General features: G+C 69.7%; 18 protein-coding genes. 8 read left to right on the forward strand and 10 right to left on the reverse strand.

What is annotated here, in order from left to right:
- Positions 1–27: 27 nt before the first annotated feature.
- Together IEZ09_RS13975 and IEZ09_RS13980 are read right to left on the reverse strand one after the other, a co-directional pair.
- The gene (locus IEZ09_RS13975; protein WP_189254090.1) at positions 28–1,509 is read right to left on the reverse strand and encodes a flagellar basal body protein FliL; all 1,482 of its coding nucleotides are present in this window, start codon (positions 1,507–1,509) and stop codon (positions 28–30) included.
- Entirely contained in the window at positions 1,506–1,958 is a 453-nt protein-coding gene (locus tag IEZ09_RS13980; RefSeq protein WP_189254091.1) for a hypothetical protein, read from the reverse strand. The genes IEZ09_RS13975 and IEZ09_RS13980 overlap by 4 nt, the downstream gene beginning before the upstream one ends.
- Positions 1,959–1,975: 17 nt before the next feature.
- On the opposite strand from IEZ09_RS13980, the gene IEZ09_RS13985 reads away from it, so the two are divergent.
- The 3 genes from IEZ09_RS13985 (at position 1,976) to IEZ09_RS13995 (ending at position 5,758) form a co-directional block, all read left to right on the forward strand.
- Positions 1,976–2,785, forward strand: a complete 810-nt coding sequence (locus IEZ09_RS13985; RefSeq protein ID WP_189254092.1) for an SIR2 family NAD-dependent protein deacylase — start codon at positions 1,976–1,978, stop codon at positions 2,783–2,785.
- 9 nt (positions 2,786–2,794) lie between these two features.
- Positions 2,795–4,309, forward strand: coding sequence for a class I adenylate-forming enzyme family protein (locus tag IEZ09_RS13990; protein WP_189254093.1), 1,515 nt, complete (start codon positions 2,795–2,797; stop codon positions 4,307–4,309).
- 144 nt (positions 4,310–4,453) lie between these two features.
- Complete coding sequence (locus IEZ09_RS13995) at positions 4,454–5,758, forward strand: NlpC/P60 family protein (protein ID WP_229812542.1); 1,305 nt, start codon at positions 4,454–4,456, stop codon at positions 5,756–5,758.
- Between the two features lie 43 nt (positions 5,759–5,801).
- On the opposite strand, the gene IEZ09_RS14000 is transcribed toward IEZ09_RS13995, so the two are convergent.
- The gene (locus IEZ09_RS14000; protein WP_189254094.1) at positions 5,802–6,224 is read right to left on the reverse strand and encodes a PLAT/LH2 domain-containing protein; all 423 of its coding nucleotides are present in this window, start codon (positions 6,222–6,224) and stop codon (positions 5,802–5,804) included.
- 91 nt (positions 6,225–6,315) lie between these two features.
- Positions 6,316–6,801, reverse strand: coding sequence for a GNAT family N-acetyltransferase (locus tag IEZ09_RS14005; RefSeq protein ID WP_189254095.1), 486 nt, complete (start codon positions 6,799–6,801; stop codon positions 6,316–6,318).
- Between the two features lie 47 nt (positions 6,802–6,848).
- On the opposite strand from IEZ09_RS14005, the gene IEZ09_RS14010 reads away from it, so the two are divergent.
- A complete protein-coding gene (locus tag IEZ09_RS14010) occupies positions 6,849–7,367 on the forward strand; it encodes a TetR/AcrR family transcriptional regulator (protein WP_189254096.1) in 519 nt (172 codons plus the stop codon).
- Here IEZ09_RS14010 and IEZ09_RS14015 read toward each other — a convergent pair.
- Both IEZ09_RS14015 and IEZ09_RS14020 read right to left on the reverse strand, forming a co-directional pair.
- The gene (locus IEZ09_RS14015) at positions 7,348–7,791 is read right to left on the reverse strand and encodes a GNAT family N-acetyltransferase (RefSeq protein WP_189254097.1); all 444 of its coding nucleotides are present in this window, start codon (positions 7,789–7,791) and stop codon (positions 7,348–7,350) included. The two genes, IEZ09_RS14010 and IEZ09_RS14015, sit on opposite strands and share 20 nt — an antisense overlap.
- Positions 7,788–8,318: a hypothetical protein gene (locus IEZ09_RS14020; protein ID WP_189254098.1), complete on the reverse strand. Its 531-nt coding sequence runs from the start codon at positions 8,316–8,318 to the stop codon at positions 7,788–7,790. The genes IEZ09_RS14015 and IEZ09_RS14020 overlap by 4 nt, the downstream gene beginning before the upstream one ends.
- 37 nt (positions 8,319–8,355) lie before the next feature.
- On the opposite strand from IEZ09_RS14020, the gene IEZ09_RS14025 reads away from it, so the two are divergent.
- Positions 8,356–8,793 carry a MarR family winged helix-turn-helix transcriptional regulator gene (locus tag IEZ09_RS14025; protein ID WP_189254099.1) on the forward strand — a complete coding sequence of 146 codons (438 nt, stop codon included), beginning with the start codon at positions 8,356–8,358 and terminating at the stop codon, positions 8,791–8,793.
- Between the two features lie 4 nt (positions 8,794–8,797).
- Positions 8,798–9,436 carry a Rossmann-fold NAD(P)-binding domain-containing protein gene (locus IEZ09_RS14030; RefSeq protein ID WP_189254100.1) on the forward strand — a complete coding sequence of 213 codons (639 nt, stop codon included), beginning with the start codon at positions 8,798–8,800 and terminating at the stop codon, positions 9,434–9,436.
- On the opposite strand, the gene IEZ09_RS14035 is transcribed toward IEZ09_RS14030, so the two are convergent.
- From IEZ09_RS14035 to IEZ09_RS14045, 3 genes are read right to left on the reverse strand one after another with little or no spacing between them, the layout of a single operon-like run.
- Positions 9,420–9,980 carry a cysteine hydrolase family protein gene (locus tag IEZ09_RS14035; protein ID WP_189254101.1) on the reverse strand — a complete coding sequence of 187 codons (561 nt, stop codon included), beginning with the start codon at positions 9,978–9,980 and terminating at the stop codon, positions 9,420–9,422. The genes IEZ09_RS14030 and IEZ09_RS14035 overlap by 17 nt on opposite strands.
- A gap of 33 nt (positions 9,981–10,013) precedes the next feature.
- Positions 10,014–10,916: a GlxA family transcriptional regulator gene (locus IEZ09_RS14040; protein WP_189254102.1), complete on the reverse strand. Its 903-nt coding sequence runs from the start codon at positions 10,914–10,916 to the stop codon at positions 10,014–10,016.
- Entirely contained in the window at positions 10,913–11,461 is a 549-nt protein-coding gene (locus tag IEZ09_RS14045) for a cysteine hydrolase family protein (RefSeq protein ID WP_189254103.1), read from the reverse strand. The genes IEZ09_RS14040 and IEZ09_RS14045 overlap by 4 nt, the downstream gene beginning before the upstream one ends.
- A 90-nt stretch (positions 11,462–11,551) precedes the next feature.
- Here IEZ09_RS14045 and IEZ09_RS14050 point away from each other — a divergent pair, with 90 nt between their 5' ends.
- Positions 11,552–12,457: a hypothetical protein gene (locus IEZ09_RS14050; protein WP_189254104.1), complete on the forward strand. Its 906-nt coding sequence runs from the start codon at positions 11,552–11,554 to the stop codon at positions 12,455–12,457.
- Here IEZ09_RS14050 and IEZ09_RS14055 read toward each other — a convergent pair.
- On the reverse strand, positions 12,454–12,795 hold the full coding sequence (locus tag IEZ09_RS14055) for a DUF2203 domain-containing protein (protein WP_189254105.1): 342 nt from the start codon (positions 12,793–12,795) through the stop codon (positions 12,454–12,456). The two genes, IEZ09_RS14050 and IEZ09_RS14055, sit on opposite strands and share 4 nt — an antisense overlap.
- 27 nt (positions 12,796–12,822) lie before the next feature.
- Here IEZ09_RS14055 and IEZ09_RS14060 point away from each other — a divergent pair, with 27 nt between their 5' ends.
- Positions 12,823–13,695: an aldo/keto reductase gene (locus IEZ09_RS14060; protein WP_370467707.1), complete on the forward strand. Its 873-nt coding sequence runs from the start codon at positions 12,823–12,825 to the stop codon at positions 13,693–13,695.
- Positions 13,696–13,837 lie beyond the last annotated feature (142 nt).

Consider the following 13,837-nt stretch of genomic DNA (forward strand, 5'->3'; position numbering starts at 1 on the left):
ACAGGGCCGTGGCCGAACTGCGAGAACCTACTTCTTGATCAGCTCGATCAGCGCGTCGACGTCCTTGGGCTCGAAGCCGCGGAACACCGTCAGCGCCAGCTCGTAGTAGGAGCGGACCGGGCTCACGTACCACTTGCCGTCGACCTCGGTCGCGACGACGCCGACACCGGTCTTCATGACCGACGCCGCCACCCGGCCGATGACCTCGACCGCCGCGGCCGGGATCTTGCCGCCGCCCTGCTGCTCCATCAGCTGCGTGATCTCGTCGGCGCACAGCTTCTGCGAGCCCTGGCCGGGCACGTCGGCCGCGTAGCAGTCACCCTCGCGGACGATCGTGACGGTCTCGCCCTCCGCCGTCACCGACAGCTTCTTGACGGTGACCTGCTTGCCGCCGGTGACGTCCCTGACGTCGGTCTCCAGGGTGTTCAGCTTGGCGCCGGTCGGCTTCATCGTGCCCGCGTGCTCCAGCAGCAGCGGGCCGAGGTCCTGCAGCACACCGGCCTCGTCCGGCGGCAGCAGCGTGATGACCGTCTTCAGGTCGCCGTCGAGCGCGGCGTTGACCAGCTGCTTGGCCGCCTCCTGCGCCGAGGCCGCGCCCTGCGGCGCGAAGCCCTGCTGCGGCCACTTCAGCTTCTCGTCCTCGAGGATCGCGTTGGCGATCGTGTAGAACGCGCTCGGGTACCACTTGTCGCCGACCTTGATCGACGCGATGCCGATCGGCTCGCCGCGCTTCTGGACCTCGGCGGTGATGTCCCAGGTCTCGGTCGTGGACTTGGTCAGGCTGACCTTGTCGCCGATCGCGTCCATCAGCTTGTCGGTCAGCGGGATCTTCGAGACGTCCGAGGTGACCGTGATCTTGCCCTCGACCAGCTTGTTGATGGTGAGGTGGTCGTTGATCTTCTCGGCCTTGGCCTCGTCGAACTTGATGTTCTCGCTCTTGAACTCGACGCCGGTGAGCTTGTTCGGGTCGGCGTCGGGCTTCAGGATCTCGAGACGCTTCATCTCCTTCGTCATCGAGTCCATGTAGTCCTTCGACAGCGCGGCTTCCGCGGGCGCCAGCGACGCCATGATTCCGACGACGTCACCGCTGCCGAGCTGCTCGATGAGGTTCTTCGCCGCGACGGCGGGGGTGTCCTGGCCCGCGTTCGCCGCCGGGTCGGACTTCTTCAGCGCGAAGAACGTGACAGCGCCGCCCACGAGGAGCAGCACGGCGACGACGGCCGTGATGACCAGGCCGGTGCGCTTCTTCTTCGGCGGTTCGCCGCCCATCGGCGCGTAGCCGTACGGCTGCTGCTCGAAGCCCTGCTGCGGAAAGCCCTGCTGGGGAAAGCCCTGCGGACCCGTTTGCGGGTAGCCCTGCTGCGGGAAACCCTGCGGCGGGCTCTGGGGATAGCCGCCCTGCTGCGGCTGGGGTCCCGTCTGCGGGTAACCACCCTGCTGCGGGTGACCACCGCCGTACGGGTTGTTCTGCGGCTGCCACTGGCCGCCGCCACCACCTGGGTAGCTCACGGATTCCCTCCCGGAGTTCTCACTGCGCTGCGCCTGTTGGAGGTGAGCACCGTGATCGCCCCCACGATCGTCAGTACGGCACCGGCAAGGGTGACGACCGGTCCGGCGATGCTGATTCCGACCAACGCGCCCTTGCTATCCCCTTGGACCGCGGCCAGCAGGGCCACGGTTCCCCCGATCGTGCCAAAGAGAAGGCCGACGCACGCGGCAATTCGACGAAAACGGACCACGTACAGGGCCACGGCGATCATGGCGAGCGGCGTGAGACCCACCCAGACCGACGTGACGACGCCGCCGGCCACCCCGTCCAACCCGGCGAGATCACGCAGCGAAAGCACCTCGTAACTGTCCCTCGTGGTGGATCCGGACTTCAGCCAGGGAAGGAAAGTCCCGGTGATGGAAGTGATCAAGCCCACTGCCGCGATGGCGGCTCCCACTGCGCTGCGCACCGGACTAGTGTGAACCGATGGCCTCGGACGCGTGCACAGCGGCACGGGCGCTGGTCGCGTCCGCGCACCGGATCACCGTGCTGACGGGCGCCGGGGTCTCCACCGATTCGGGCATCCCGGACTTCCGCGGTTCCGACGGACTGTGGACGCGCGACGCCGACGCCGGACGGGCCGCGTCGCTGGAGACCTACCTCGCCGATCCCGAGGTGCGCAGGCTCGCGTGGCGGACGCGGCTCGACAGTCCCGTGTGGACCGCGAAGCCCAACTCCGCGCACAGGGCGCTGGTGGAGCTGGAACGGTCGGGGCGGCTGCGCACCGTCGTCACGCAGAACATCGACGGCCTGCACCAGAAAGCGGGCTCCGATCCCCATCGGGTGCTGGAGTTGCACGGCACCTTGCACGCGACGGTCTGTCTCGCATGTGGAGCGACCGGCCCGATGCGGGACGCCCTGAAGCGCGTCGCCGAGGGCGAGCCGGAGCCGGATTGCGTGCGCTGCGGGGGAATCCTCAAGTCGGCCACGATCTCGTTCGGGCAGGAGCTCGACGGCGAGGTGTTGCGCCGCGCCCGGCTCGCGGTGCTGGACTGCGATGTGCTGCTGGTAGCCGGGACGTCGCTGTCGGTGCAGCCCGCGGCGGGCCTCGTGCCGTTGGCGGCGAAGGCGGGCGCCCAGGTCATCATCTGCAACGCCGAACCGACGCCGTACGACGCGGTGGCGGCCGTCGTGCTGCACGAACCCGTCGGCGAGGTGCTGCCCGATCTCAGTTCGGTTCCTCCATCCGGGGGAGGCCGGTTCTCGTCCTGGGGAGATCCGAGCACCTGGCCGTAGGGTCGGAACATGCGCGTACCGCTTATCACCACGGACTTCCTGGACCGGGCGTCGTTCGCGTTCGCGGCGACGACCGCGACCATCGACGAACCCGACCAGCCGGCCAAGCCGGTCGAGACGACGACGTATGCGGAGATGGCGACCCGTGTGCGCGCGTGGCAGGCCGGGTTCGACGCACTGGGCATCGGCGAGGGCGAGCGGATCGCCGTCGTCAGCCACAACTCGGCGCGGCTGCTGGAACTGCTGCACGCGGTGCCCGGCAGCGGCCGCATCTGCGTGCCGGTGAACTTCCGCCTGCGACCAGACGAGGTGAAGTACATCGTCGAGCACAGCGGTGCGTCGGCGTTGTTCGTCGACCCCGAGCTGGAACTGGACGACGTGGTGGCGCGGCACCGGTTCACGCTGGGCGAGGAGTCGGAGTCGCTGCTCCGGTTCGACGTGGAGCCACGGCCGTGGAGCGAGCCCTCGGAGGACGCGACCGCGACCATCAACTACACGTCCGGCACCACCGCGCGGCCCAAGGGCGTGCAGCTGACCCACCGCAACATCTGGCTGAACGCCGTCACGTTCGCCATGCACACGCGTGCGTGGGAGGGCGACGTCTACATGCACGTGCTGCCGATGTTCCACTGCAACGGCTGGGGCATGCCGTTCGGGCTGGCGGGTCTCGGCGTGCCGCAGGTGGTGCTGCGCAAGGTCGACGGCGCCGAGATCCTGCGCCGCGTGCGCGACCACGGCGTCACGCTGATGTGCGGCGCACCGGCCGTGTGGAACGCCGTGCTCGACGCCGCGCAGTCGTGGGATGGCGAGATCCCCGGCCGTGACCGCGTGCGGATCGTGTGCGCCGGTGCACCGCCGCCCTCGCGCACGATCCAGCGCGTCACCGAAGAGCTCGGGTGGGAGTTCCTGCAGATCTACGGCCTGACCGAGACGGCGCCGCTGCTCACCTTCAACCGCGCCCAGCCGGGGCCGACCGGGGAGGAGAAGGCGCGCAAGCAGTCGCGGGCGGGTGCTCCGGCGTTGGGCGCGCAGCTGCGGATCTCCGACACCGGCGAGGTGCTCGCGCGGTCGAACGTGGTCATGGAGGGCTACTGGGACAACCCGCAGGCGACCGCCGAGGCGATCGAGGACGGCTGGTTCCACACCGGCGACGGCGGCCACTTCGACGACGAGGGCTACCTGACGATCTCGGACCGCAAGAAGGACGTGATCATCACCGGCGGCGAGAACGTCTCGTCGATCGAGGTCGAGGACTGCCTGTTCTCGCACCCGGCCGTCGCGGAGGTGGCGGTCATCGGCGTGCCCGACGAGAAGTGGGGTGAAACGATCAAGGCGTTGGTCGTGCGTTCCGGGGACGTCACCGAGGCCGAACTGATCAAGCACTGCAAGGAGCGGCTCGCCGGGTACAAGGCGCCGACGTCGATCGAGTTCCGCGACTCGATCCCGCGCACGGCGACCGGCAAGATCCAGAAGTTCAAGCTCCGCGAACCGTACTGGGCCGGCCGGGAGCGAGGAGTCAACTAGGCCACTCCGGCGACACGCCGGACTCCGATCGTCCCAAAAGGACCACCGCGCGTGTTCCACTGTGACACGTGTGGTTGACGGTGCGTTAGTTCCAGATGCGCCGAATGAGTCTGATTGGTCTAATGCGGTCGGAGGTGATGTCCGGTGTTGACACGACTCTCCGCCGTGGTGGTGCTCGCGACGGCCATCCTGACGGGGACGGCCCACGCTGTGCCGCCGCCTCCGCCGAACCCGAGCGACGGTGAGATCTCGGCGTCACGGGCCGAGGCCGACGCGAAGGCCGCGCGCGTGGGCGAGCTGACCGGCAGGCTCACCCAGGCCGAGTCGCGCCTGCAGGAGCTGACGGACGAGGTCTCCTACAAGCGCGAGCTCGCCAACAAGGCGCGCGTCGACCTGGAGACCGCCATCTCGGAGGCCGAGGCCGCCCGTCGTGAGGCGTCGGCCGCGCGGGTCCAGGCCGATGCCGCTTCCAAGGCCGTGGAGGAGAGTCGTCGCGCGCTCGACGAGTTCGCGGCGGCTTCCTACGCGCAGGGGAGCACCGTCGGTTCCTTCTCCGCGTACTTCGGGGCGAAGTCGCCGGAGGACCTGCTGGCCCGCGCCCAGCTGCTGGAGGCCGTGTCGGCGTCCGGGCTGAACCAGCTGGAGCAGGTGACCCGCGACCAGGGCGTCGCGGCGAACCTCGACGCCGCCGCGCGTGCCGCGGTGCAGAAGGCCGACGCGAAGCAGGCGGCCGCCGACGAGGCGAAGAAGGTCGCGGACCAGGCGCAGCAGGTGGCCGTGGAGGCACACGCGGCGCAGGCCGCTGCCACCTCGCAGCTCCAGTCCGACAAGGAGGCCGTCGAACGCGAGCTCGTCGCCGCACGCGGTCAGGTCAACGGCCTTGAGGCGCAACGACGTCAGTACGACCAGTGGGTCGAGGACAAGAAGCGCGAAGAAGAAGAGAACGCCCGCCGCGCCGCGGCCGCCGCTGCTTCCGCAGCCGCTGCCGCCGCCCCGGCTCCGCAGCGTCCGGTCGCCGCGGCGTCGTCCGGGAGTCGCGTGCAGACGGTCATCAACCGGGCGTTGGCTCAGCGCGGCGTCATCTACGCGTGGGGCGGTGGCAACTACAACGGCCCCACTTATGGCGTGCGCGATGGCGGCGTCGCGGACTCGTACGGCGACTACCGCAAGATCGGCTTCGACTGCTCGGGCCTGATGATGTACGCGTTCGCGGGCGTCGGCGTCTACCTGCCGCACTACAGCGGCTATCAGTACAACGCCGGACGCAAGGTGCCGCTGTCGCAGATGGCGCCGGGCGACATGATCTTCTGGGGTCCCGGCGGTGGCACGCACGTGGCGTTGTACCTGGGCGGCGGCATGATGGTCGAAGCGCCGCATTCCGGTGCCGTGGTGCGGATTTCGCCCGTGCGGTACGGCGGGATCATGCCGTACGTGACGCGCATGCTGTGAGACCTGGGTGGCCCGCCACGAGGACGGGCCACCCGGAGATTCCTCAGGCAGCCGGCAGGTTCAGCGGGCTGACCTTCGTGTACGCCCGGCGCAGCCAGTTGTGCAACGGGTGGATCGTCACGCCGTCCGGGCCGCGCACGATGACCTCTTCGAGGCACCAGTGCGGGCTGTCGCCCTTGTTGTCGAACGCGATCGCGACCGACGTGATCGGGCCGAGGTCGGTCAGCGTGAAGTTGTACGTGTCGGTCCGGCCCCGCTCGCGGTCGTCGCCGGGGTTGTCGAGGTTGATCCAGCCGCTGCCGTTCAGCCGCACCTCGACTCTCGCGTCGGTGCCCGCGTCCTCGACGTTGCAGGTCCGGACCTCGATGTTGTACTGCGCCGGCGCGGCCTGTGCGGTCGCCATGCCCATGGTGGCGGCGAGCGCGGCGGCCGAGATGCCGACGATCGCGCGAGCTGAGTTCCTCATGCTCGGTTCCCCTCTGTGTTGTTCTGCGGTGCGAGGGGAAAGGTGTCAGCGGGCGGTTGCACGACTGTGTGGCGATGATGAAATCAGCTGGTCAGGACGCCTGGAGGGGTCGGGCCCACAGCTGGCCGATGACGTCGTGGCCGAAGCTGTGCTGAGGGGTTTTCTCGATCAGTTCGAATCCGTGCGCCTCATAGATTTTCCGGGCTGACGTGAGGCCGTCGACCGTCCACAAGACCATGCGCTCGTAACCGGCGTCGCGCGCGAACTTCACGCACGTGTCGACGAGCTGGTTGCCCGCGCCGTGGCCGCGGGCCTTCGGGTGCACGAGCAGGACGCGGAGCTTCGCCGTCGTGTCGTCTTCTCGCATGCAGAACACGCAGCCGACGCGTTCGCCGTCGAGCTCGGCGATCCAGGCGGCTTCGCGGGTGTCGTCGTGGTCCGCCGCGTAGTCGCCGACGATCTTGGCGACCAGGGCTTCGAACGAGGCGTCCCAGTTGTGCTCGGCGGCGTAGAGCTCGCCGTGCGCCTGGACGACCCAGCCCAGGTCGCCGGGCCGGCCGAGAGGGCGGATCAGCATGACACCTCCACTGACACGACTGTTTCAGTAATGCGAAGATAGCGCCCATGCCGTCCGCGCGCGAGACCGAACTGCTCGAAGCCGCCTACCGGTACGTGCTCACGCACGGGCTGGCGGACGTGTCGTTGCGCCCGCTGGCGGCGGCCATCGGGTCGAGCACGCGGGTGCTGCTCTACCTGTTCGGCAGCAAGGACGGGCTGGTCAGGGCGTTGCTGGCGCGGGCTCGTGCGGACGAGCTGGCGTTGCTCGCCGACATCGGCACCGGGCCCGGGGTCGTGACGCGGCTGTGGGAGTGGCTGTCCGCGCCGGCGCATCGGCCGTTGCTGACGTTGTGGCTGGAGGCCTACGCGCGCTCTCTTGTGGAGCCGGAAGGGCCGTGGGCGGGTTTTGCGCGCGCGACCGTTGAGGACTGGCTGGAGGTCCTCAAGGCTTCGCAGCCGGTGGACGTGCGTGACACCCCGGAAGGGCTGGCGAATCGGACGCGGGAGCTCGCGTTGTTGCGGGGTGCGCTGCTGGATCTGCTCGCGACGGGAGACGTGGAACGGGTCAGCGCTGCACTGGGGTGAAGCCGAGCCTGGCGAGGAGGCGTTCCGAGGGCGTGTTGCCGTCGGTGACGCCGGCGAGGACGGGCGCGTCGAGGGCGCGCAGCGATGCCGCGACCACGGCGGTGCCGAGGCCGCGGCCCTTCCACTCCGGATGCGTGATGACGTAGGCGAGCCAGAAGTCGTCGCCGTTGCGGGAGATCAGGGAGGCGGCGACGATTCCGTCCTCGTCCGCGACGAAGCTCGCGTGCGGCACGGCGGTGGGCCGCCAGCCCGCGATCTCGACGGCGCCGTCGCTGTTGCCGCCGAGGTGTTCGTCGATGGTGCCCGCGTAGGCGCGTTCCATGAGATCGGCGAGAGCGGCGTCGTCCTCGTCGTTGACGGGACGGAGGTTGTGTCGCAGGCCGGGCACGGGGCCTGGCTCACGGCGATACACGGTCCGGTTCACCTGTTCAGTGTCGTGGTTTCGCGTCGAGCTTGGAACCGTTGGCGCACAAAGGGCTCGTTCGCACCGGGCGACGTTTCCTCCGCTCGCCACGAGAAGCTGTCGGCGGTGAGCTCCGAGAAAATCCAGCGCAGCCGCGTGCCGTTCTTGTCGCCTTCGAGGGCGAAGCCGTCCTCGGTCGGCCTGCCGACGAACGGGATCACCCAGCCGCGGCCGGGGCCGAGCCAGGTCGACCGGAACGCGCCGAGCTGCGGGTCGTAGAACCGCAGGCTCATGCCCCATTCGCCGTCCGCGTCGGTGCGGCTCGCGCGTGCCGGGCTGATCCACACGTCGGTGAGCGCGCGTCCGTCCAGCGCCCAGCCGAAGTGCCACTCGCCGTCGGTGGTGTGGACGGTGCCGTCCTCGCTGAAGTTCTGCACCACCAACGACCAGCTGCCGATCAACGGCTCGAACACGGCCAGGTGCTCGGCGAGTTCGGGGCGGGGACCTGCCGCCGTGAACACACTCGCGATCCGCTCGGAGACGTCCATGCCGCCAGGATCCATAAATGACAGTATGCTGTCAAACATGGCTGACCTGGTGACCGACTACCGGCTCCTCATCGCCGAGGTGTACGAACTCGCTGGGCTGAGCCGGCGGATCAGCGAACGGGAGGCCGCCGAGAACGGCACGACCGTCGCGCGCTGGCACATCCTGAGCGTGGTGTCCGAGGAACCGCTGACGGTTCCCGCGATCGGGCGCAGGCTCGGGCTCGTCCGGCAAGCGGTGCAGCGGGTGGCCGACGACCTGGTCGAGGCCGGGCAGCTGCGGGTCGAGCCGAATCCGGCGCACCGGCGGTCGATGCTGTACGCGATCACTCCCGAGGGCGTACGCGTGCTGGAGCGGTTGTGGGCCGCGAGTGAACCTCGGCGGCTCGACACGCTCGCCGGCAGTGGGGTGACGGCAGAAGACCTGCGGCACGCCCGCACGACACTGCGCCACCTGATCGACGCGCTGACACACTAGTGGCGTGAAGATCGTGGTGTTCGGCGCGTCCGGCATGGTGGGTCAGGGTGCGCTCAGGGAATGTCTGCTCGACCCCGAGGTGGACTCGGTGGTGACGGTCGGGCGGTCCCCGATGGACGTGACCGACGCCAAGCACCGGCACGTCGTGCACGCCGACTTCGGTGACCTGTCGCCGGTCGCCGGTGAGCTGGCCGGTGCCGACGCGTGCTTCTACTGCATGGGCGTCACGTCGGCCGGTCTGTCCGAGGACGAGTACACGCCCGTGACGCACGACTACGCGCTGGAGGCCGCACGTGTCGTCGGTGGCACGTACGTGTACGTGTCCGGCGAGGGTGCGAACGCCGAGAGCAGTACGATGTGGGCGCGCGTGAAGGGCCGGACCGAGAACGAGCTGCTGGCGCTGGACCGGCCCGTCCACGTCGTGCGGCCCGGGTTCATCCAGCCGCGGCACGGGATCACGTCGCGGACCCGCATCTACCGCTACCTCTACTCGTGGTCGTCGTGGCTCTTCCCGCTGCTGCGGCGGGTCGCACCCCAGTACGTCACGAGCACCGAGGCTCTCGGCCGCGCGATGGTCGCGCTGGCCAAGGGTGCTCCGGCTCCGAAGCTGCTGCGCAGCGACGACGTCAACCGGCTGGCTTGAACGCCTCCTCGGTCGTCACGACGCCCGCCGTGCGGCCCGGCGCGGTGTGGTTCTCCCAGTAGAGGTTGGTGTGCGCGATGACCTTGTCCGGCGTGGGCGCGCCCCACTCGGACAGGTCCTCGGTGGTGTGCGCGTCGCTCACGAGCAGCGCGTCGTAGCCCCGGACGATCGCGCCGTGCAGGGTCGAGCGGATGCACTCGTCGGTCTGCGCGCCGGAGACCACGAGGCTGCCGATTCCCTTGCCCGCCAGCACTTCCTCGAGGTCGGTGCCCTCGAACGAGTCGGCGTACGTCTTGTGCACCACCGGTTCGCCCTCGGCGAGCTTGAGCTCCGGCACGAACTGCCAGCCGTCGGAGCCCTTGGGCAGGTGCTCGGGGTTGCTGTGCTGCACCCACACGACCTCGACGCCGGCCGCGCGCGCCTTGTCGACGAGCGTGGCGACGTTGGCCACGACCTCGTCGCGGTTGTGGGCGTGGTTGACCACGCCGTTCTGGACGTCGATCACGAGCAGTGCGGTGTTGGGGCGGTTCGGCAGAGTCGTCACGTGGGTCACACTATGCCGGGGGTCTGACAATTTTCAGCGCGAGCGCAGGCGCCGCAGCATGCGGGCGTCCTCAAAGCCGACGTTGCGCGCCGCGGTCTCGACGGTGGCGCCCTGCCCGATGAGGTGTTCGGCCCGTTCGACGCGCAACGCCTGCTGGTACTTCAACGGTGTCATGCCCGTCGCTTTGCCGAACAACCGCGTGACCGTCCGTTCGCTGCACCCGGCGACGGTGGCCAGCTCCGTGAGCGACAGGCGGTCGGTGAGGCGTGACTCGATGACGTCCTGAATGCGGTGCACGGTCTCGTTGACGTGCGAGCGGTGTCGCAGCAGCACGCTCGCCTGCTGGTCGTCGCCGTTCCTGCGCGCGTAGACGACCATCGTGCGCGCGATGCTGGCGGCGGTGGCGGGTCCGTGCCTTGTCGCGACCAGGTTCAACGCCAGGTCGATGCCGCTCGCGATGCCCGCCGACGTCACGATCCGATCGTCCTCTACGAACAGAACGTCTCTGACGACCCGTGCGCGCGGGTAGCGCCGTTCGAGCTCGTCCTGCAGTTCGTGGTGCGTGGTGCAACGGCGGCCATCGAGCAGACCGGCGCGACCGAGTGCATCGGCTCCGGCGCACACACTCGCCACCGTGCCGCCGCCTTCGTGGTGCTGCCGCAGCCACGCGAGTGCCCGGCCGCTCAGCGGTCCGGTCCCGGCGAGCGCCGGCGACCGCCACCCCGGCACGAACACCAGGTCCTGCGGCGTCAGCGACGGCAACTCGGCCGTGGTGCCCAGCGGCACGCCCTGGTGGCTGGGCACCGAGTCCGAGTCGCCCACGTACTCCAGCGCGTACCCGCCCACGAGGTCGGCCGCGCTGGAGAACACCTGCGCCGGCCCCGCGAGGTCGAGCAGGTGCACTCCCGGCACGAGCAGAAAGACGACTCTGGTCACGATCCGGTCAGCGTAGCGACATCCGAGATCCGCGCGAACCGGCCCGCCAGCACGTACTCGGTCCGCTCGATGATCTCCTCGACGCCGAACACCTTCCCGGTCCTCCAGTGCGGCAGCGGCATGGTCGCGGTCGCGTCCGTCACGAACGTCATGTCGAACCCGAGGTCCGACCCGATCCGCGTCGTCGTCTCGCAGCACTGCTCGGTCCGGATGCCGCTGATCAGCAGCTCCCTGACGCCGTGCAGGGTGAGCGTCTGCTGCAGGTTCGTGGTGGTGAACGCGTTGTGCGCCGTCTTGGTGAGGACGGGCTCGTCGTCGAGCGGCTTGAGGCCGTCGATCAGGCGCACGTGGCCCAGGGCGGGGTCGAACACGTCGCCGCTGCCGGGCTCGGAGTGCAGCACCCACACCACGAGGTCACCGGCGTCCCTGGTCATGTCGACCAGCTGGTTCACCTTGCCCGCGATGTCCGGGTCGGACACTTCGGCCCAGTTGGCCCGCTGGCGGAACGACTCCTGCACGTCGATGACGATCAATGCTCGCTTCATGACCTCAAGCCTCGTCGTCCCGCCGTGGTCGAGACAGGCACTGCCCGGCCGTCATGCGGACGGATCTGGTCACCGTGCGAAGATCATGACGTGGACTTACGCGTGCTGGCGGGCGACCCCGCGAACCCGGAGCTGGGCGCCGAGGTGACGGTCTCGGTGGGGCAGGAGAGCCTCGACGGGTACGCCGTGCCGTTCGTGCGCGTGACGAAGGGCGAAGTGCGCAGGATCCTCGTGGGACACGCACGCACCGACGGCCACCACATCGACGTGGTGGCACGGGCGGCCTGGGCCGAGAACGGCGGCTGGCACCGCGAATCGTGGCCCGGCGACGGCGTGGCCGAGCTGCTGAAGAACCCGGCCCACCCGATCCCCGGCGACGGCACGAGGGCCGAGGTGGTGGCGAAGGCCATCGCCGAGGGGTCCCGGAACACCGTCGCGGAACTGCGAGGTCTGCGCTACGAGATGGAACGGCAGGTCGCGGACCTGTTGGCACAGCGCAGGAACACCGCGCTGCGGATGGTGATGGCCCAGCTCGTCGAGCTGTCGATCGCGGTCAGCCGCGCCCGCGACCAGGCCCGCGACACGCTGCGCGAGGTCAGGATCCCCGGCGTGGTCCGGCACTGCGAGGCCATGGACGCCGAGCTCGGCGACGAGGTCACCCGGCTGCAGTCGTTGCTGAGCAGCGTGTCGACGTTCGCCGTCGCGCAGGAAGGCGAGGCGCAGCAACGGTTCAACATGCTCGCCGCCGCGGCCGCCGCCGGACTCGGTCTGCCCGCGCTGATCCTGTCGCTCTACGGCGCGGACGACTACCTGCCGTTCACCTGGGACAAGGCGTGGCGTGCGCTGGCCCCGATCGCGTTCGCCCTGACGCTGGCCGCGGGAGTCATCCTCTGGCGCATGCCCGGCCGCACCACCGCGAAGCACCACCTGGCAGCGCTCGGGCTCATCGCCGGGCTGATCGGCGTGCTGCTGATCGCGGGCTTCCTCGCGCCCTAGAGCGGCCGGCGGCCCGCGAACCCCACGTCGGCGCGGTGGTACCACCCCAGCGTCCGGTCGCCCTCCAGCCAGCACAACAGGACCGGCACACCGTCGCGTTCCGACGGGAAGTCGACCAGCAGCGGCGCGAAGCCCTTCAGCTCCGCCCCGGTCTGCTGCACGGCCTCCAGCAGCTCGTCCAGCCGTGCCTGCGCGGCCTTGAACTCCGGCAGCCCGCCCAGCGACGACGAGCCGGCGGCCAGCTCGGCGGCGTCGGCGCGCAGCCGCACGATCTCGTCCAGCACCGGCAACAACCGGGCCAGCTCGGCCTGGGCTTCGTCGAGGGTGAACAGTCCCACGACACCAAGGCTGGCACAGTGGACGGAGTGACGTGGCGACTGGGTGACCTCACCGTGAACCGGATCGGCTTCGGCGCGATGCGCCTTCCGCAGCGGGGAGCCGCGTTCGACCCCGAGGCGACACCACGGGACCGCGCGCAGGCGATCGAAGTCCTCCAGCAGGCCGTCGAGCTCGGCGTCAACCACATCGACACCGCCGCCTTCTACTTCTCCGCCACCAGGTCGGCCAACGAACTGATCAACAGCGCGCTGTCGCCGTACCCGCCCGGCCTCGTGATCGCCACGAAGGTCGGGCCGGGCAGGACGGCGCAGGGGGAGTGGCTGCCGCTCGCCACACCGGAGCAGCTGCGCGGCCAGGTCGAGGAGAACCTGCGCCAGCTCGGCACCGACCAGCTCGACGTCGTGAACCTGCGGGTGAGCGGGCTCGACGACGTCAGCGCGCACTTCGAGCAGCTCGCGGTCCTGCAGCAGGAGGGGATGGTCCGGCACCTCGGGCTCTCGAACGTGAAACCGCGCCACCTCGACCAGGCGCAGAAGATCGCCGAGGTCGTGTGCGTGCAGAACTCCTACGGGCTCGGCCACCACCCCGAGCAGGACGAGTTCGTCGGTGTCTGCAGGGAGCGCGGCATCGCGTTCGTGCCGTTCTTCGCCCTCGCCGGCGCGAACAAGGAGGCCGGCACGTCGGCCGAGGACGACGTGGTCACCGAGATCGCCCGTGCCCACGGCGCCTCGCCCGCGCAGGTCCGTCTCGCCTGGACACTGGCGCAGGGGCCGCACGTGCTGGTCATCCCCGGCACCGGCGACCCGGAACACCTGCGGCAGAACGTCGCGGCTGGCGAGCTGGAACTCACCACCGAGGAGCTCACCCGCCTCGACGCGCTGCACCTCAACGGCGGCTGATCCGCCGGAACAGCCGCCGAGCGTCGCTCGGTGAGCAGGTCGTCTTGCCCGCACCGTTCGGCCAGGGCAGTGCGAGCACCGGCCCCTCGGCCACCTTCCGGCCAGGCCGCTGAGCACGGTGTTCTCGCCGTACCTCTTCGTC

It is taken from the genome of Lentzea flava (assembly GCF_014648475.1).
In the GTDB taxonomy this organism is placed as follows: Bacteria; Actinomycetota; Actinomycetes; order Mycobacteriales; family Pseudonocardiaceae; genus Lentzea; species Lentzea flava.